The 18,016-nt window shown below is 70.7% G+C and carries 16 protein-coding genes; 5 read left to right on the top strand and 11 right to left on the bottom strand.

From position 1 onward, the window contains the following. Window positions 1-59 precede the first annotated feature (59 nt). On the top strand, window positions 60-719 hold the full coding sequence (locus OHA17_RS08850) for an HAD family hydrolase (RefSeq protein ID WP_406505588.1): 660 nt from the start codon (window positions 60-62) through the stop codon (window positions 717-719). Window positions 720-814: 95 nt separating this feature from the next. Here OHA17_RS08850 and OHA17_RS08855 read toward each other — a convergent pair whose 3' ends face one another. The 3 genes from OHA17_RS08855 to OHA17_RS08865 all read right to left on the bottom strand — a co-directional run bounded on the left by OHA17_RS08855 (window position 815) and on the right by OHA17_RS08865 (window position 3,011). Beyond that, window positions 815-1,177 (bottom strand): hypothetical protein, encoded by a 363-nt coding sequence (locus OHA17_RS08855; protein WP_406505590.1) that lies wholly within the window; start codon window positions 1,175-1,177, stop codon window positions 815-817. Window positions 1,178-1,319: 142 nt separating this feature from the next. Continuing rightward, window positions 1,320-2,507, bottom strand: a complete 1,188-nt coding sequence (locus OHA17_RS08860) for an alpha/beta hydrolase family protein (protein WP_406505591.1) — start codon at window positions 2,505-2,507, stop codon at window positions 1,320-1,322. Window positions 2,508-2,789: 282 nt separating this feature from the next. Further along, the gene (locus OHA17_RS08865) at window positions 2,790-3,011 is read right to left on the bottom strand and encodes a hypothetical protein (RefSeq protein WP_053725806.1); all 222 of its coding nucleotides are present in this window, start codon (window positions 3,009-3,011) and stop codon (window positions 2,790-2,792) included. 274 nt (window positions 3,012-3,285) lie between these two features. On the opposite strand from OHA17_RS08865, the gene OHA17_RS08870 reads away from it, so the two are divergent. Further along, complete coding sequence (locus tag OHA17_RS08870) at window positions 3,286-4,083, top strand: ArsR/SmtB family transcription factor (protein ID WP_406505593.1); 798 nt, start codon at window positions 3,286-3,288, stop codon at window positions 4,081-4,083. 60 nt (window positions 4,084-4,143) lie between these two features. On the opposite strand, the gene gcl is transcribed toward OHA17_RS08870, so the two are convergent. Then, the gene (gene gcl, locus OHA17_RS08875) at window positions 4,144-5,925 is read right to left on the bottom strand and encodes a glyoxylate carboligase (RefSeq protein WP_398877410.1); all 1,782 of its coding nucleotides are present in this window, start codon (window positions 5,923-5,925) and stop codon (window positions 4,144-4,146) included. 294 nt (window positions 5,926-6,219) lie between these two features. On the opposite strand from gcl, the gene OHA17_RS08880 reads away from it, so the two are divergent. Further along, window positions 6,220-6,915, top strand: a complete 696-nt coding sequence (locus OHA17_RS08880; protein ID WP_406505595.1) for a hypothetical protein — start codon at window positions 6,220-6,222, stop codon at window positions 6,913-6,915. On the opposite strand, the gene OHA17_RS08885 is transcribed toward OHA17_RS08880, so the two are convergent. Next, window positions 6,916-8,523 (bottom strand): AMP-binding protein, encoded by a 1,608-nt coding sequence (locus OHA17_RS08885; RefSeq protein ID WP_406505597.1) that lies wholly within the window; start codon window positions 8,521-8,523, stop codon window positions 6,916-6,918. It abuts the gene before it with no gap. Window positions 8,524-8,980: 457 nt separating this feature from the next. Continuing rightward, window positions 8,981-9,763 (bottom strand): TetR family transcriptional regulator, encoded by a 783-nt coding sequence (locus OHA17_RS08890; protein ID WP_406505599.1) that lies wholly within the window; start codon window positions 9,761-9,763, stop codon window positions 8,981-8,983. Window positions 9,764-9,934: 171 nt separating this feature from the next. On the opposite strand from OHA17_RS08890, the gene OHA17_RS08895 reads away from it, so the two are divergent. Further along, window positions 9,935-11,140, top strand: coding sequence for an IS701 family transposase (locus OHA17_RS08895; RefSeq protein ID WP_406505601.1), 1,206 nt, complete (start codon window positions 9,935-9,937; stop codon window positions 11,138-11,140). 74 nt (window positions 11,141-11,214) lie between these two features. Here OHA17_RS08895 and OHA17_RS08900 read toward each other — a convergent pair whose 3' ends face one another. The 4 genes from OHA17_RS08900 to OHA17_RS08915 form a co-directional block, all read right to left on the bottom strand. Then, a complete protein-coding gene (locus OHA17_RS08900) occupies window positions 11,215-12,450 on the bottom strand; it encodes an MFS transporter (protein ID WP_406505603.1) in 1,236 nt (411 codons plus the stop codon). A 104-nt stretch (window positions 12,451-12,554) separates the two neighbouring features. Continuing rightward, entirely contained in the window at window positions 12,555-13,325 is a 771-nt protein-coding gene (locus tag OHA17_RS08905) for an SDR family NAD(P)-dependent oxidoreductase (RefSeq protein WP_406505605.1), read from the bottom strand. A gap of 139 nt (window positions 13,326-13,464) precedes the next feature. Next, window positions 13,465-14,409, bottom strand: a complete 945-nt coding sequence (locus OHA17_RS08910) for an NAD(P)H-binding protein (RefSeq protein ID WP_406505607.1) — start codon at window positions 14,407-14,409, stop codon at window positions 13,465-13,467. After that, window positions 14,406-15,029 (bottom strand): ScbR family autoregulator-binding transcription factor, encoded by a 624-nt coding sequence (locus tag OHA17_RS08915; RefSeq protein ID WP_406505609.1) that lies wholly within the window; start codon window positions 15,027-15,029, stop codon window positions 14,406-14,408. Before OHA17_RS08915 ends, OHA17_RS08910 begins: the two co-directional genes overlap by 4 nt. Window positions 15,030-15,400: 371 nt before the next feature. On the opposite strand from OHA17_RS08915, the gene OHA17_RS08920 reads away from it, so the two are divergent. After that, window positions 15,401-16,342 (top strand): ScbA/BarX family gamma-butyrolactone biosynthesis protein, encoded by a 942-nt coding sequence (locus tag OHA17_RS08920; protein WP_406505611.1) that lies wholly within the window; start codon window positions 15,401-15,403, stop codon window positions 16,340-16,342. A 107-nt stretch (window positions 16,343-16,449) separates the two neighbouring features. On the opposite strand, the gene OHA17_RS08925 is transcribed toward OHA17_RS08920, so the two are convergent. Beyond that, window positions 16,450-17,991, bottom strand: a complete 1,542-nt coding sequence (locus OHA17_RS08925; RefSeq protein ID WP_406505613.1) for an AMP-binding protein — start codon at window positions 17,989-17,991, stop codon at window positions 16,450-16,452. Between the last annotated feature and the right edge of the window lie 25 nt (window positions 17,992-18,016).

The following is an 18,016-nucleotide window of genomic DNA, read 5'->3' on the forward strand; positions in this document are numbered from 1 at the left end:
CGACTCGTAGTGGCGTCGTCCCACGTACATGCCCGCCTCACCGCCTAGAATCGGCCTCGATGATTGAGACGATCGTGCTCGACATAGGCGAAACACTGGTACGCGACGACCGCTACTGGGCATCCTGGGCCGACTGGATCGGCGTCCCCAGGCACACCCTCGCCGCGCTCGTCGGGGCGGTCGTCGTTCAAGGCCGCGACGCCGCGGACGCGCTGCGTATGCTCAAACCCGGCATGGACGTCCGCGCGGCGTACCTGGCCCGGGAGGCGGCGGGCCGTGGCGAGCACCTCGACGAGACCGACCTGTACGACGACGTACGGCCCGCCCTCGGCGGGCTCCGCGAGCTCGGCATCCGGGTCGTCGTCGCCGGGAACCAGACGATCCGCGCCGGTGAACTCCTGCGCGGCCTCGACCTGCCGGCCGACCTGGTGGTCACCTCCGACGAGTGGGGTGTGTCCAAGCCCCAGCCCGCCTTCTTCGAGCGGGTGCTGGAGGTGGCCGGGTCGGCGCCGCACGCGACCGTGTACGTCGGCGACCATCCCGTGAACGACGTGTTCCCCGCCAAGGCGGCCGGGCTGCGCGTCGCACACCTGCGGCGCGGGCCCTGGGGTCACTGGTGGGCGGACGATTCGAAGGTCGTCGCGGCGGCGGACTGGCGGATCGACTCCCTCACCCAGCTCACCTCCATTGTCACTGACAAGTCGTCAACTTCCCTATAAATACGCCGAGTTGGCGGCGCATGGAAAGGCAGGGCCCCACCCCCTTGGTCTTGAGGGGTGGAGCCCTGATCTTTCAGCGGGGCCGTATCGCGGTGCTACAGGGTGCGGTTGCTGCGCCCGTCGCAGTAGGTCCAGTTACCGGACTGCGAAACGGGCACGTTGCAGTACGCGGTGCGCACCTGGTGCGGCGAGTTGCGGACGCCGGTGATGGTGACCTGGCCCTTGTACCAGTATCCGGCGCGGCCGGTGTAGCCGGTGCCGGGCGTGTTGAAGTAGCCGGTGCACACCCAGGCGTTGTTCTGGTTGTGGCCGCAGACCTGGACCTTGTCCGAGTAGTACGTGGACACGGCGACCTGCTGCCCGTTGGTTCCGGCCGACGCGGTGGTGGCTCCCGTGAGCGGAAGCGCGGCGGCTCCGAGGGCCGCCACAGCTATCGCCGCCTTGCGGATGGGTGTCATCGTTCCCCCTGGTCGAGTGGGTTCCGCGAGCGTTCTCGCGACTCACCACACCTTGCCGATCCGGCCCGCCCCGGGTCGTCAACCGAGGGTTGGAACCGGGGTAAACCCGGGCGGTAAGCCCCCGGTTGGGGGCGTTCGGCGGTCAGGGGTTGTTGAACGTCACCTCGGGGTTGGCGGCGGTCGGTCCCGCGAGGACCGGCCGGTCGACGCCCCGCAGCTGCTTGTCGAAGAAGGCGCCCACGTACGTCCGGACGAGGGCGACGGAGCGCTGCGCGGGCAGCGGCGAGTGCGGGAGGCCGAAGTGGTCGGCGATGACCGGCTCGTCGCAGAACGTCATGTGCTCGGCTCCGGCGACGGTCAGCCAGCGCTTCCAGCCGTCGAGGGCGGGCCACGTGGCGTCCCACGTCTTGTCCTTGCCCCCGGGGCGGTGCGTCTCGTCATCGGTGCCCAGCATCATGAACGGCCGCCCGCCGAGGCCCTTGGGCGCGAGCGTGTCCCAGAACGCGCCGTCCATGTTGACCCCGGCATCGATGCGCCCGTCGCGCGCCATGGCGGCGAGGGCTGCGGCCCCGCCGATGGAGTGGCCGGCCATGCCGATGTGCCGCTTGTCGATCGCGGCGGAGTACTGCCAGGCCCGGCGCTTTGCGGTGAGGCGGTCCAGGAGGTACGACGTGTCCGCCGCGCGCGTCGCGGTGACCACGCTGCCGGGTGTGCCGTCCTGCACGGCCTTGCAGGCGACACAGGTCAGCAGACGGCCGCCGGGGAAACTCGTGCCGAACGACTCGTAGGCGTGGTCCACCGACGCGACGACGAAGCCGCGGCTCGCGAGGTCCTCGGCGAGCGTGGTGAGCGAATAGCGCGGGGCGCCGAAGCCCGGAGAGAGCACGATCAGCGGATGGCCGCCCCGCGCGGGCTGCGCGCCGATCCGGGCGTGTGTCCTCGTACCGGTGACTTCTCCCGCCCTCGCGGGGTCGATGCCGAGCTCCTTCAGGAGGACCGGGGCCTCGGCAGGGGTGGTGTACGGGGCGGGGTGGCCGGTGCCGGGGCGGGCCGCAGGGTAGGTGAGGGTCACCATGAGCTCACGGTCCTGGCTCGGCACCCAGGGGTCGCGGCGGGAATGGTCGACGAGGTGCAGGGTGTCCGCGCCGATCGCGTACTGGCCGGTCGGGCGAGGGAGTTCGATCCGCTCGGCGGCGAGCGTAGAGGCGGCGATAGTCGAGGCGGCGGGAGGCCTCGGTGGGGCCGCCTGGGCGGTGGTCGCGGCGGCGAGCGGGGCCGCGAGGGCTAAGGACAGGGCGACGGCCGTGGCCGCGCGGGAGATTTTGACCATGGACGACACGCTAGGCGGACCGTTCGTCCGCACACGTCCGCCTCAGGTGTCGGAACACGTCCGCCTCTGGTGTCGGGACGGGCGTCGATTCGTACGCCCCGGGTTGGATGCGGTCCGTATGGATTGCGGACGGTATGGATTGCAGGCCGTACGCATGGGGGCGGCGGGGCGGCAGGTTCACCCGGAAGGGCAGTCCTCGCGGGGCACGGTGGGCCAGGGGCGCGCCGCCCGGCCGGGCCGCGGCTGCGGTCCGGACCGGCGGCTCTCGCCTGACGGCGAGATTTAGAGCTTGTCCATGCGGGTGTACGGGCTGACGATTCGGGCCTGGCGGGAGCCGAAGTCGACGAGCATCGCGACGCCGTCCTCGACCCCGATGATGGTGCCCAGGCCGAACTGGTCGTGTGTGACCCGGTCTCCCAGGATGAAGTGCTTGGCCGCCGGAGCGTCCGGGGCTTTGAAGGGGCTGGTGGGCAGGTGGCGCCGGGGCGCGGATGGCTTCGTCATCGTCACCCCAGTATGCGCCGCGAAACGGCCTGAAGGGCAGGCCCGACGGATGACGATGGGGAATCGATCCGGTATCTGCGCCGACCGGAACGCATCCTGGTGCGAAAATCGTCACGAATTGACACGCAACCCCATGGTTGCAAATCTGGAATCGAAGGTGCGCGAGCGGCGCCCGAGGTGCGCATGCGCGACGTCCGGGGATTGCGTATGCGCGCCGCCCGAGGTGGGCGGGCGCCACGCCGCAGGGCAGGTACGCACGACGCCGGAGGTGCGTGTGGACGACGTCTTCAGGGCGCTCGCCGACGCCAGCCGGCGGCGGCTGCTCGACCGGCTCCAGGCGCGGAACGGGCAGACGCTGCGGGAGCTGTGCGAGGACCTCGCCATGTCGCGTCAGGCGGTGAGCAAACATCTCGCGGTGCTCGAAGCGGCGCGGCTCGTCACGTCCGTGCGGCGCGGCCGGGAGAAGATCCACTATCTGAATCCGGTGCCGATCCAGGAGTTGTCGGAGCGCTGGATCGGCAAGTACGAGCGCGGCAGGCTCGACGCGCTCGGCAGACTGAAGCGGAGCCTGGAGGAGCAACTCACCATGGACAAGCCCGAGTTCGTGTATGTCATCTATATCCAGACCACCCCCGAGCGACTCTACGAGGCCCTGACGGACGCCGAGTTCGCGCAGGAGTACTTCGGCGGCTGGGGGCCCATGTCCGACTGGCGGGTGGGTTCGCCGGTGCTGTGGAAGACGGGCCCGGACGGGACGTACGAGGATCTCGGCCAGGCGGTCATCGAGGCGGTGCCGGGCCGGAAGCTCGCGTACACCTGGCACCGGCTGCTTCCGATGCACCGTCAGCTCTTCGACACGGAAGGGGAGTTCGCGAGTGCGCGCACGGAGCAGTCCCAGGTCGCGTTCGACATCCAGCCGGCCGAGACGTCGGCGCTCGGGGTGAAGCTGACCATCACGCACGACGGCTTCGACAGCGTGGACAGCGAGATGCTCAAGGGCGTCAGCGACGGCTGGGTGATGATCCTCTCGACGCTCAAGACGCTGCTCGAACGTGAGGAGAGCCCGCGCTAGAAATGCGTCCGGCCCCCGCTCCCCAGTGCGGGGGAACGGAGGCCGGACCGTTCGGGTGGCTCAGGAGGCCTGGAGGGGGCGGATCGCCGTCGGGGCGTGGCCCGGCTCGGTCGCGATCTCCTCGAACTCCTTGACCGCGCTGATGTCGGACGTCGGGCTCATCGAGATGTTCGTGACCCGCTCCAGGATCGCCTCGACGACGACCGGGACGCGGAACTCGGCGGCCAGCTTCTTGGCCTCCTCGAACGCGGGCAGCAGCTGGTCCGGCTCGGTGACGCGGATCGCCTTGCAGCCCAGGCCCTCGACGACCTTGACGTGGTCGACGCCGTAGACGCCCAGCTCCGGAGAGTTGATGTTCTCGAACTCCAGGTTGACCTGGAAGTTGATGTCCAGGCCGGTCTGCGCCTGACGGATCAGGCCCAGGTAGGCGTTGTTCACGAGAACGTGGACGTACGGGATCTTGTGCTGTGCACCGACCGCCAGCTCCTCCAGCATGAACTGGAAGTCGTAGTCGCCGGACAGGGCGACGACCGGGGTCTCCGGGTCGGCGGTCGCGGCACCCAGCGCGGCCGGGATGGTCCAGCCGAGCGGGCCGGCCTGGCCGCAGTTGATCCAGTGGCGCGGCTTGTAGACGTGCAGCATCTGCGCGCCGGCGATCTGGGAGAGGCCGATGGTGGTGACGTAGCGCGTCTCGGGGCCGAACGCGCGGTTCATCTCCTCGTAGACCCGCTGCGGCTTCATCGGCACGTTGTCGAAGTGCGTGCGGCGCAGCAGCGTCGACTTGCGCTCCAGGTGGGAGGCGACCCACGCCGAGCGGTCGGGCAGCTTGCCGGCGGCCTTCAGCTCCTTGGCGACCTCGACGAAGAGCTCCAGGGCGGCCTTCGCGTCGGAGGCGATGCCGTAGTCCGGGGCGAAGATCTTGCCGATCTGGGTGGGCTCGATGTCGACGTGGACGAACTTGCGGCCCTGGGTGTAGACGTCGAGCTTGTAGCCGGTGTGGCGGTTGGCCCAGCGGTTGCCGATGCCCAGGACGAAGTCCGACTCCAGGAACGTGGCGTTGCCGTAGCGGTGGGCGGTCTGCTGGCCGACCATGCCCGCGTTCAGCTCGTGGTCGTCCGGGATGGTGCCCCAGCCCATGAGGGTCGGGACGACCGGCGTGTTGGTGATCTCCGCGAACTCGACCAGGAGGTCGGAGGCGTCCGCGTTGATGATGCCGCCACCGGCGACGATCAGCGGGCGCTCGGACTCCAGGAGGAAGGTGATGGCCTTCTCGATCTGGGCGCGGGTCGCGGCCGGCTTGTAGACCGGCAGCGGCTCGTAGGTGTCCGGGTCGAAGTCGATCTCGGTGAGCTGGACGTCGATGGGCAGGTCGATGAGAACCGGGCCGGGGCGGCCGGAGCGCATCAGGTGGAAGGCCTGCTGGAAGACGCCGGGGACCTGCGCGGCCTCCAGGACGGTCGTCGCGGCCTTGGTGACCGGCCCGGCGATCGAGGCGATGTCGACCGCCTGGAAGTCCTCCTTGTGGATCACCGCGACCGGGGCCTGGCCGGTGATGCAGAGGATCGGGATCGAGTCGCCGATCGCCGAGTACAGGCCGGTGATCATGTCGGTGCCCGCGGGGCCCGACGTGCCGATGCAGACACCGATGTTGCCCGGGTTGGAGCGCGTGTAGCCCTCCGCCATGTGGGAGGCGCCTTCGACGTGGCGGGCGAGCGTGTGGTCGATGCCACCGCCCTCCTTGAGCGCCTTGTAGAAGGGGTTGATCGCCGCGCCCGGCACGCCGAAGGCGTGGCTGACGCCTTCGAGCTTGAGGATCTCAACTGCCGCTCGGGCAGCGGTCATACGAGGCATGGGGTGCTCCTGCTTCGGCCGGCGGACTCGGCTCCGACGGGCCACCTGGCCGCGCCATCTTCGAGCCCTATTCCGTAATGCGGAAGTTTCATTCTGCTATGTGGAAGCAATGTAGGACGGGTTCGCCAGCGCGTCAAGGGAGGACCGGGATGCGCGAATCGGCCACACCGCGGTCGCGGTTGATGGACCATGGACCGCGGAGCCCCCGGGCAGGCCGCGCCGGGGGGCCGAGTCCGGCGTGGAGCGGAACCCGTACGGGTCGCGTCGTCATGGAGGTGGGGGCGGATGAACGGTGAAGGCGTACCGGTGCGCTGCCCGACCTGTCGGCGCGATCACGTCTATGTGCCGCCGGCCTACCCCTGCGTCTGCGGGGCCCCGCTCGCGCCGCCCATCCAGCGGGGCGCCGCGCCCTCGCCTATCACGCACCGCACCTGGACGGACACCTGGGTCACGGTCCGGTGCCGGGCGTGCGGCCGACAGAGCCAGTGGCCGCAGCCCGAGCTCGGCTGCTCCTGCGGCTGTGTCCTCAGGGTGCCGGTGCGGCCCGTGACGGCGCCGCCGGCGCCCGCGCAGGTCCCACAGCCGTCGGCGGCACGGGCCCGCACGGCGTTCAGGCCACTCACGATCCGTACCGCGAGGGACGCGGTGACCGCGGCCGGGCTCTATCTGACCTGGCTCGGCTTCAGCGACATACTGCAGGCCGAGCCGCCCCCGGCCTCCGGCATCGACCTGCGCGGCCGGGGCCTGGTGGCCCAGGTCGACCCGTCGACGCGGCCCGCCTCGCTGAAGGCCGTCGAGTGCCTGTGGCTGCACGGGATGGCCACGTCCGCGCGCAGCGTCCACTTCTCGCTCGCCGGGTACGCGCAGGACGCCAGGGCGCGCGCCGACCAGCTGCGCGTCCCGCTGTTCGTCCTGGACCTGACGGGCACGCCGCAGCCGGTGAACGACGCGGCTCAGGAGCTCGTCACGACGGGTGCCTGATCAGGCGCCGTAGCCCTCCCGCAGCTCCACCTTGCGGACCTTGCCGCTCACCGTCATCGGGAACGCGTCGAGAATCCGCAGGTGGCGGGGGATCTTGTAGTGGGCCAGTTGCTCACGGCAGTACGCGGTGACCTCGTCCAGGGTGGGCTGGTCCGCCGGGTCGCGCGGGATGACGCAGGCCAGGATCTCCTCGCCGTACTTCGCGTCGGGCACCCCGACCACCTGCACGTCGGCGATCTTGGGATGCCGGTACAGGAACTCCTCGATCTCGCGCGGGTACACGTTCTCGCCGCCCCGGATGATCACGTCCTTGATGCGGCCGACGATCTCGACGTAGCCGTCCTCGCGCATCACCGCGAGATCGCCGGTGTGCATCCAGCGCCCGGCGTCGATGGTCTCGGCGGTCCGCTCCGGCTCGTCCCAGTAGCCGAGCATCACGCTGTAGCCGCGGGTGCGCAGCTCGCCCGGCTCTCCGCGCGGGACGGTGACGCCGCTGGCCGGGTCGACGACCTTCACCTCGACGTGCGGCATGACCCGGCCGACGGTGCCGGTGCGCCGCTCCAGGTCGTCGTCGGTACGGGTCTGCGTGGACACCGGGGAGGTCTCGGTCATGCCGTAGCAGATGGACACCTCGGCCATGTGCATCTCGGCGACCACCCGCTTCATGACCTCCGCGGGGCACGGCGAGCCCGCCATGATCCCGGTGCGCAGCGAGGAGAGGTCGTACGCGGCGAAGCCGGGCAGGTTCAGCTCGGCGATGAACATCGTGGGCACCCCGTACAGCGAGGTGCAGCGCTCCTGCTCGACGGCCCGCAGCGTCGCCTCCGGGTCGAAGGACGCGGCCGGGATCACCATGCAGGCGCCGTGCGAGGTGGCCGCCAGATTGCCCATGACCATGCCGAAGCAGTGGTAGAAGGGCACCGGGACGCAGATCCGGTCGGCCTCGGTGTAGGAGAGCAACTCCCCGACGAAATAACCGTTGTTGAGGACGTTGTGGTGAGAGAGCGTGGCCCCCTTCGGGAAGCCGGTCGTGCCGGAGGTGTACTGGATGTTGACCGGGTCGTCGCAGGACAGCCCAGCCTCGCGGGCCGCCAGTTCCGCGCGCGGCCGCCCGACCCCGTCGGCCATGAGGCGGCCCCACCCCGGGTCGCCGATGAACACGGTCCGCCGCAACGCCGAGCAGTTGCCGCGCACTTGCTCGACCATCGCCCGGTAGTCGCTCGACTTGTGGGACAGCGAGGCGAAGAGCACCGAGATCCCGGCCTGGCGCAGCACGTACTCCAACTCGTGCACGCGGTAGGCCGGGTTGATGTTGACCATGACCGCGCCGATCCGCGCGGTGGCGTACTGGACCAGCACCCACTCGGGGCAGTTCACCGCCCAGATCCCGACCCGGTCCCCCTTGGCGACCCCGGTGGCGAGCAGCGCACAGGCCAACTGCTCGACGTCCGCGCCGAATTGGGCGTACGTCCAGCGCCGTCCGGAGGCGACGTCGACGAGCGCCTCACGCTCCCCGTACGCCTGGACCGCGCGGTCCAGGTTGCCGCCGATCGTGTCGCCGAGCAGGGCGGTACCGCTCACCCCGTGGGCGTACGAGTCAGTCACCATCGCAGCGCGCCTCACTTCCTCAACCGTGGCTCCCAGCATGCCCCGACCGGCCCTGACCTGCCTAGGCTTGCGCGTGAGGAAGATCGACTCGATGGGTGTCCTGCTCGTCGAACCGGCGGGGGCGACCGGCGGGGGGAGCCGCCCGGTGGGGCGCACCGTCCGGCCGAGGCTGACGGCCGGACGGGGGATGGCCATCCGTCAGGCGCTCGGCAGGACGGTGCGCCCCGGCTTGTCGGGTGCGTTGGAGGGGCACCGGCGAGGCGTTCCGGGGGGATCGTGGACCGGGCCCGCGATCCGTTCCGGGTGACTTCGCGGGCACCATCTTGCCGGGGCCGCACGAGGGCGCACATACGGACTTCAATAAGTCGCCGCGGACTGTGCTTCCCTCACCCTCTTCTCTTCGGAAAACGGCGCCCACCTGCCCCTTTACGTCAACTGGGGTTCGGATTCGGGCCGTTCAATCGTGCTCGCTCCGCTCCGGGCGGGGCGGCCCGGTGGCGGAGGCCCCGTACAGAACGATGTCCCACAGCTCGGCGAGCCGGCCGATGGCATCCGTGGGCGCTTCAGCGCCGGGGTCCGGCCCGGCGTGGGCGCGCAGGCGGAGTTGGGCGTCCACGCCCGTGACGAGGCTGGCGGCGAGCACCGTCACCGACTCCGGATCCACCGAGTGGCTCAACTGGCCCTCGTTTCGCGCCTGTTGGATGAGGCGGCGCAGTTCGGGCAGCCACGCGGCCGTCCAGTCGGCCGCCTCGCGCGGGCGCTCCCGGGTCAGCCGGGCGGCGGCGCGGACCTCGGCCTGCTCCTCCAAGAGCCGGGCGACAGCCAACAGCACGGCCCGCGCCAGACGCAGCGGCGAGGCGGGGAGCGCGAGGACCTGGGTCACGGCGGCCCGGGTCATCGCGCTCCCCCGAGCCTGGAGTTCGTCGGCCAGGGCGTTCTTGGCCGGGAAGTGGAACGTGAGGGCACCCAGCGAGATCCCGGCCGCGGTGCAGATGCGGACCAGTGACGTGCCGGCGTAGCCGCCCCGGTCCATTTCGACTGCGGCCGCACGGATCACGGCGGCGCGGGTGCGGGCCGCGCGCAGCTGTTTCACCACGGCCGCCGCCCGGTGCGGTGCCCGGGACAGCAGTGCTCCGCGGGCGCACCCGCGGAGCAAGAGGGGGGCGGGCAGCCGGGTCGGCCGCCCGGCCGGCACCTCCTCGTCGCCGCGCGCCATCGGGTGCCTATCAACCTCGAACACCTTTCTCCGCACCGGCCTGCACAAGACGGACACCTTCCCCGGCCGACGTGCCCGGCGGCAACGCCGACTTGCCGAAGTCGCGGTGGGGATCGCCCCGTCCGACCATAAACAGAAATAGCGTTCGCTATATTTTAAGGTCCTACCGGCCGCCGACGTTCAGAGGGATTCACCGTGGCCTTATCGCATCGAGCAGTCCTGCCGCAGCCTCAGTACGCGGACGACCGCGTGCCCGACTTCACGGGTTTCACGGAGGACGTGTTCGGCCATCTGCCCCGCGTCGACCAACGCCGGTGGGCCGACGCCTACTTGTGCGGGCTGCTCACGGCCCCGGGCAAGAAGACGGTCTCGCGGCTGGCCAAGGAGGCCTGTCTGCCTCGCGGGGCGGCGCAGGCGCTGCAGCAGTTCATCAGCGCCAGCCCGTGGGACTGGAGCGCGGCGCGCGAGTCGCTGGCCCGCAAGGCGGCCGCCCGGCTGCCCGGCCACAGCTGGACGGTCGGCACGATGCTGGTGGAGAAGCGCGGTGAGCACTCGGTCGGCGTGCACAGGCGCTTCGTGCCCGAGGCCGGCCGGACCGTCAACTGCCAAGTGGGGATAGGGCTGTTCCTCACCTCCGGCTCGGAGAGCATCCCCGTCGAGTGGTCCCTGCTGATGGACGAGACGTGGTGCGGCGACGAGGTGCGCAGACGCCGGGCCCGGGTCCCCGACACCGTACGGGCGAAGCCGGCATGGGCTCATGCCCTGGAGCTGACCGACCGGCTGGCCGCGTTGAAGGTGTCCGGCCCGGCTCCGCTGGTGATCGACCGGCACTGCGCCCTCGATGCCGCTCGCCTCGCGGCCCATCTCCAGCTGCGCGAGCGGGACTTCGTCCTTGAGATATGTCCCGACCAGCCCGTGCTGCCCGCGCCGCATGCAGCCACCGGAATCGGCGCCCCGCCCGGACCGGACCGGCCGGTGAGCGCGCGGCAGTTCATGCGGGAGGACGGGGCGCGCCACCCGTCCGTCATCGACGTGGAGCAGGGCGGCCGGACGCGGCGCGTCCAGGTGTTCTCCGCGCCGGTCCGGCTGCCCGGCGCTTCCCCGGCCGCGCCCAGCACCGGGCGCGTCCACCGGCTGATCGCCGAGCGGTTCTCGGCGGGGCGGCGCCCGGCCCGGTTCTGGCTCACCAGCCTCGGCGACCGCCGGACGGACGAGGTGCTCTCGCTGCTGCGCGGGCCCTCGCTGACCCACACCACCGTGCGGCGCCTTGAGGACGACTTCGGGCTCCTCGACTTCGAGGGGCGCTCCTACCCCGGCTGGCACCACCACATGACGATGTCGTCCGCGGCCTACCTCTACCACCGCCTCCAGCACTGCGCGCGACAGCCCGCCCGCCTGTGACCCGGCGGGCCCGGGGAGCCCCGGCACCGCGCCCGCGAGCCCCCGGGCGAACGGACCCGCGCCCTCGCCGTCCCTCAGGAGGTACTGCCGCGCTCGGCGGGGAATCCGTGGGCGCGGGCGGCCAGGACCACGATGAGGACCGGCGCGAGCAGGACCAGGATGCTCCAGGGGAACGAGGTCGAGCCCAGCAGGTTCAGGAGGATGCCGCCGACGATGCCGCCGCCGGCCATCGCCACGTTCCACAGCGTCACCAGCATGGCCTGCGCGGCGTCCGCGTACTCACCGCCCGCGTCGCCGACGGCGGTCTGGAGCAGCGTCGGGGCGCCGCCCCAGCCGAGCCCCCACAGGGTGACGGCGACGTACACCATGGCGGTGCTGTCCGAGAGGACGGCGAGGACGGCGGCCCCGACGGCGATCAGCAGGGTGCTCGCGATCATCAGCGCACGCAGCCGGCGGTTGATCTGCGCGCCGACCACCCAGATGCTCACCAGCGAGGCCGCGCCGAACACCAGGAGCACCAGGTCGGTGGAGCTGCCCATGCCCAGCTCGTCGAGGAAGGTCGAGATGAACGTGTAGAGGATGGTGTGGGCCAGCACGAAGACCAGGGTGACGAACAGGACCGGGGTGACTCCGGGGACCTTCAGTGCCGCGGCCATCGGCGTCTTCTCACTCTGCCGCTGGCCCGGGTAGTCCGGGACCAGCGCGCCGATCCAGCCGAGCAGGAGGACCGTGAGCCCGGTCATGACCAGGAAGGCGACCTGCCAGTTGACGGCCTTGCCCAGGAACGTGCCGGCCGGGACACCCAGGGAGAGGGCGACCGGGATACCGGCCATCGCGATGGCGATCGCCTTGCCCTGGAGGTGCGCCGGCGCCATGCGGCGGGCGTATCCGGCGAGGAGCGCCCAGGCCAGACCGGCGGCCACCCCGGCGACGAACCGGGCCACCATCGTCACCGAGTAGGTGCCCGAGAGGGCGGTCACCGTGTTGGCCACGGCGAACCCCGCCATCGACGCCAGGAGCAGCCGCTTGCGCCGCCAGGCCGCCGTCGCCGCGGTCAGCGGGATTGCGGTGAGGGCCGTACCGATGGCGTAGATGGTGATCGTCTGGCCGGTCGCCGACTCGCTGACACGCAGGTCCGCACTCATCGCGGGCAGCAGACCCGCGGGCAGCGTTTCGGTCAGGCTCGTGATGAAGACCGCCGTGGCCAGCGCGAGGAGCGCGAGCATGGGCAGTTTCCGGTCGCTCTGGTTCTTGATTCCGGCGTGGGGATCACGGGGGTCAACTGGGGTCTGCTTCTCACTGATTGACATGCTGTGAATGCTCGAACCTTCACATCTATGTGAGGGTCAACGAGGAGTGGCGTGAGGTCGATCACATGCCGTTGAAGAGCCGGGAATTCCGCCGCCGGAGGCGGTTACGCCGCGGTCCATCCGCCGTCCACCGGCATGGCCGCGCCGGTGACGAACGTGGCGCGGTCGCTGCACAGCCAGGCGGCGGCCTGCGCGATCTCCACCGGGTCGGCCATCCGGCGTTGGACCGAGCGGGCCACGAAGCTCTCCTCCAGTTCCGGGGTCCCGGCCAGCACCTCCTCCATCAGCTCGCTGCGGGTGCTGCCCACCACCAGTGCGTTGACCCGGATCCCCTGCCGTCCGTAGTCGGCGGCGGCCGCCCGGGTCAGCCCCAACACGGCGTGTTTGGCGGCCACATACGCGGCCGATGCCCCGGTGGCCTGGAGGCCCGCCACGCTGGAGGTGTTCACGATGGAGCCGCCCCCCGCGTCGAGCATGGCGGGGATCTGGTGGCGCAGGCAGTTCCACACCCCGCGCACGTTCACGTCCATGGTCCGGTCGAAGATCGCGGTGTCCGTCTCGTGCAGCGGAGTGCCCGCCGTGGCCCAGCCCGCGTTGTTGAACGCCCCGTCCAATCGGCCGAACCGGCCCACCGCGGCCTTGACCGCCTTGGTCACGTCCTCTTCGCTGACCACGTCACCGGGGGCGGTCTCGGCCTTGCCGCCCGCCTCGACGATGTCGTGAGCGAGCGCGTCCAGCCGGTCCGCGCGGCGTGCCATCAGGACCACCGCGGCCCCTTCCGCCGCGAACAGCCGCGCCGCGGCCTCCCCGATGCCGCTGGAGGCCCCCGTGATCAGAACGGTCCTGCCCGCGAGCATGCCGTGCGCTTCGGTCATGGTGCTTCTTCCCTCCCGGTGCCGGTTTCCCGGCCGGTACGTATGTGTGGGTGCGGGCGCCTGGCATTCCGTGGGCGCCCCGGGGTGTGGTGTCGCCACACGTGGTCGGCCGCTTCTCGTGCGGCTGGCGCGCGGCAGCTCAGCGGAACGCCGCCGCGTGGCGGGATGCCCAGGCCCTGAAGGTGCCCGGGGGGCGGCCGGTGGCTTCCCGGACGCCATCGGTGACCTGCTCCTTCGCGCCCGCCGCCTGCCGTTCGGCGCTGGCCAGCAGGGCGCGGGCCAGAGGCTCCCCCAGCCGGTCCCGCCATCCCCGCAATGCCTGATCCGGCGTCAACTCCTCGTAGCGGACCGGCTGTTGGAGTGACTCGCCCAGCTGGTCCGCCTGCTCGCGCACGCTCAGGGCCTGCTGTCCGGTCAGCGCGTGGATCCGGCCCGCCTGGCCGCGGCCGACCAGGGACCGGGCGGCGGCCCGTGCCACGTCCTGCGGGTCGACGCAGGAGTTGCGCGAGGTTCCGTACAGCGCCCGCACCACTCCCTCCTTGCGCACCCCGGCGGCCCAGCCGAGGGCGTTGGACATGAACGCCCGCGGCCGCAGCAGCGTCCAGGTCAGGCCCGAGGCCCTGACCCGCTCCTCCGATTCGCGCTGCCAGCAGGTGATCCGGTCCTGGGCCAGCGGGTCGCATACCGCGGCCGCGGACAGCTTCACCACATGCCGAACTCCGCCCGCCCGGGCGGCGGCCAGCGCGTTCGCATCGTGCGTGGGGCTCAGCGGGTCGAACGTGACGAGCAGGAGGGCGTCCGCCCCCTCCATCGCGTGACGCAGCGTGGCGCGATCGCCGAGGTCCGCGCCCACGATGTGTCCGGCCACCCCCTGCCGGGCGGCCCGTGCCGGGTCCCGGGTCAGCGAACGTACGTCATGGTTCGGCGCCAGGAGACGGGCCACCTCGCCGCCCACGGTGCCGGCCGCCCCGGTGATCACGACACGCATGCGCCGCGTCTCGCCGAAGGTGCCATCGGCGTCCAACTCACTGTCGGCGCCCAGGGGTTCCTGGACGTCATCCGGCCACAAGTTCCGTTCACTCACGAGACCTGACCCCGCTCCGCGTCCAGGCTGATACGGCGCGCGGCACTGGGCACGGCCATGCCGGGGAGCAGCAGTTCCCACATCCGTACGGTGCGCTCGACGAGGTCCTCGCGGCCGTTCACCAGGTTCGCGTACAGCTGGATTCCCGTACACGCGCCGACCACGAACTCGGCGACGTCCTCAAGCACCACTCCCGGCATGAGTTCCTTGTCGCTCTCGGCGTCGGCCAGGCACTTGACCATGATCTCGCGCCACTCCAGGAACGTGGACGCGTCGTGCATGCCGAAACTGCCCTGCTCAACGGCGAGTCGGACGCCTGCGCGCAGCAGCGGGTCGACGCGCAGCCGGTGCGCCCAGACCAGGGTGATGTCGACAAGTCGCTGTAGTCCACGCGAGCTGAGGCGTGGCTCTATCGTGTGCTTCTGCGCGTTCATCACCGCGACGGCGAGGTCCTCCTTCGACTTGAAGTGGAAGTACATCGCCCCGGCCGTGAGCCCGGCCCGCGCGAGGATGTGGTTGATCAGCGCCGCCGCGTAGCCCTTCTCGTCGAACTCCTCCGCCGCGGCTCGCAGGAGCACCTCGCGGGTCCGCACCGCTCGCTCCTGTCTGATTTCCGCCATCGCTTCGCTCCCGAATTGGGTTCGACAAGAATAGAGAACGCCTTTTATATTATCGGCCATCGGTACGACGGTCCACCGATCTCGCGGACGCATCGACCGTTTCGACTTGTGCCCGGGGGGCCGCATGACGTCGGGAATCCAGCGCGCGCTCACCGCGCCGAGCCGGTCACCTGCCGACCCGGTGCGCCCCGTCAGACCCTGTGCCCGGTGTGGCAGCGGTTGCCCCATCTCCTGCCTCAACTCGCAGTCGTAGCACGTCAGTTACTCAGGTTCGGCCACTCCAGTACGGCGCATCCCTTCACCCCAAGCACCCCCCACCCCTGAGCCCGTCGTCGGCGCCCGCGCCGGCCGGCCGGCTGTGAGGAGTACCCATGCCGCCACTGCCCGCATGCCCCGCACCCCCTGTCTCCGCGGTCCCCAAAGAGCTGGTCCACAAGACGAATCCGGACGAGGTGCTGCTGACCGGTTGGCACCGCACCGCGCCCGACGACTTCACCGTGACCGCCCGCTGGCCAGAGGGCCACCCCTTCTACGAGGTGCGCCACGGCCTGCACGACCCGCTGATCCTGAGCGAGACGATCCGGCAGATCTTCCCCCTGCTCTCGCACGCCGCCTATGAAGTGCCGTTCGGGCACCACCTGTTGTGGGAGCACTACCGCTTCAAGCTGCACCCCGCCGCCCTGGACGCCGCGTTACTTCCGCCCACTGTCGACCTGCATGTCACCTGCCTGGAGGTGATGCGCCGCGGTCGGCGCACCACCGCCCTGACGCTGCTCATCCAGGCCTTCCGCGGCGGCATCCCGCTGGCCACCGCCCACACCCGCTTCACCATCCAGACGCCGACCGTCTACCGCCGCCTGCGCGCCCGGTACGCCGACGCCCATATGTGGCCGGCGCCCCAACTCGCCCTCTCCGTACCGCCCACACGTGTGGCCCGCACCCATGCCTGCGACGTGGTTCTGTCACCCAGCCACACCCCGCACCGCCATCAGCTCCGGCTCGACCCCCGGCATCCCGTGCTCTTCGACCACCCGGTCGACCATGTGCCGGGCATGCTGCTCCTGGAGGCGGCCCGCCAGGCGGCCCACCATCTGCACCACCCCGAGCCCGTCATTCCCCTGGCCATGGACTGCCTGTTCCACCGCTACCTCGAACTCCACACGCCCTGCTGGATCGACACCCGGCAGCTCCCCCCGGACGCGCAAGGCCGTCCCCGCACCACCTTCACGTTCCACCAGAACAACACCCCGCACTTCACCACCACCCTCACCCACCAGCGCCTCGACTCCGCGAGCAGTACCTGGCGCGGGTGACCGGCAGGCCCACCCCTCATCGCCGGCCTCCACGCCGAACCCGGCCGCTCCGAGGCACACGGAGCGGCCGGGTTCGCACGCGCACGCCAACTCCCGTACGGCAGACGTCAGTTGATGCTGCGGTCGAGACCGGACCAGTACGGCTCACGGAGCTTGAACTTCTGGATCTTGCCGGTGGCCGTCCGCGGGATGGCCTCGCGGAACTCGACCGAGGTCGGCGCCTTGTAGCGGGCGAGGCGCTCCTTGCAGTACGCGATGATGTCGGCCTCCGTCACCGACGCGCCTTCCGCCAGGACGACCAGCGCCTTGATCGTCTCGCCCCACTTGTCGTGCGGCACACCGATGACGGCGACCTCGGCGACCGCCGGGTGACTGAAGATGGCGTCCTCCACCTCGATCGAGGACACGTTCTCACCGCCCGTGATGATGACGTCCTTCTTGCGGTCCGAGATCGTCAGGGAGCCGTCGCTCTCGTCGATCGTGCCGCCGTCACCGGTGTGGAACCAGCCGTCCTCCAGCGCTGCCGCGGTCTCCTCGGGCTTCTCCCAGTAGCCGTCGAGCACCACGTTGGAGCGGGCGAGCACCTCGCCGGATTCGGACACCTTCAGCCGGACGCCGAGCGCGGGCACGCCGGCCCGGGACAGATTGCGCGCCCGCTCGGCGGACGGCAGTTCCACCTCGGCGGGCCCGGTCCGGTTCATGGTGAGCAGCGGGGAGGTCTCGGTGAGCCCGTAGATCTGGGTGAACTCCCAGCCCAGTTCCTCGTCCATCCGCTGGATCATGCGGGTCGGCGGGGGCGCCCCCGCGCAGACGACCCGCACGCGGTCGCGGCCCGGGATCTCGCCCTGCCACGTCGCCGCCGCGTCCAGGACCATGTTCCACACCGCGGGCGCCCCGCACATCAGAGTGACCCCGTGCTCCTCCACCCGCCGCAGGATCTCGGCGCCGTCCACCTTGCGCAGCACGACCTGTTTGACGCCGAGTCCGGCCATCACGTATGGCATGCCCCAGCCGTTGCAGTGGAACATCGGCAGGGTGTGCATGTAGACGTCACCCTCCCAGGCCCGGGTGTGCAGTCCGAACGTCAGGCCGTTGACCCAGATGTTGCGGTGGGTGAGCTGAACTCCCTTGGGGCGGGCGGTGGTTCCGGACGTGTAGTTGATCGTGGCCGTCGCATCCTCGTCCGGGTGGGACCACGGGCGCGGCGCCACGCCGAACCGCATCACCTCGTTCTCGGTCTGCTCGCCGAGCACGAACCGGTGGCGGGCCTTGACGGCGGACAGCGCGTCGTCCACCTCCGGGTCGATGAGCAGCACCGAGGCCCCGCTCTGCCGCACCACGTACTCGATCTCCTCCGGCTTGAGCCGGAAGTTGACCGGCACGCAGATCCGGCCGCTCATCGGCACCGCGAACAACAGCTCCAGCATGCGCGCCGAGTTGTGGCTGACCACCGCCACGCGCTCGCCCTCGCCGACGCCGAGCGCGTCGAGCCCCGCCTGCCAGGCGCGCACCCGCTCGGCGACCCGCCCATAGGTGAGGTCCCGCACGGGTGGGCCCGGCTGGTCCGGCTCGTCGACGACGCCGGTACTGGAGGAGAACCCCAGCTCTGCCCGGTCGAGGAAGTCCGAGACCGTCATCGGAATCCGCATCGCTCTTCTCTCCTGTATCCGCAAC

It is taken from the genome of Streptomyces sp. NBC_00212 (genome assembly GCF_045206365.1).
In the GTDB taxonomy this organism is placed as follows: Bacteria; Actinomycetota; Actinomycetes; order Streptomycetales; family Streptomycetaceae; genus Streptomyces.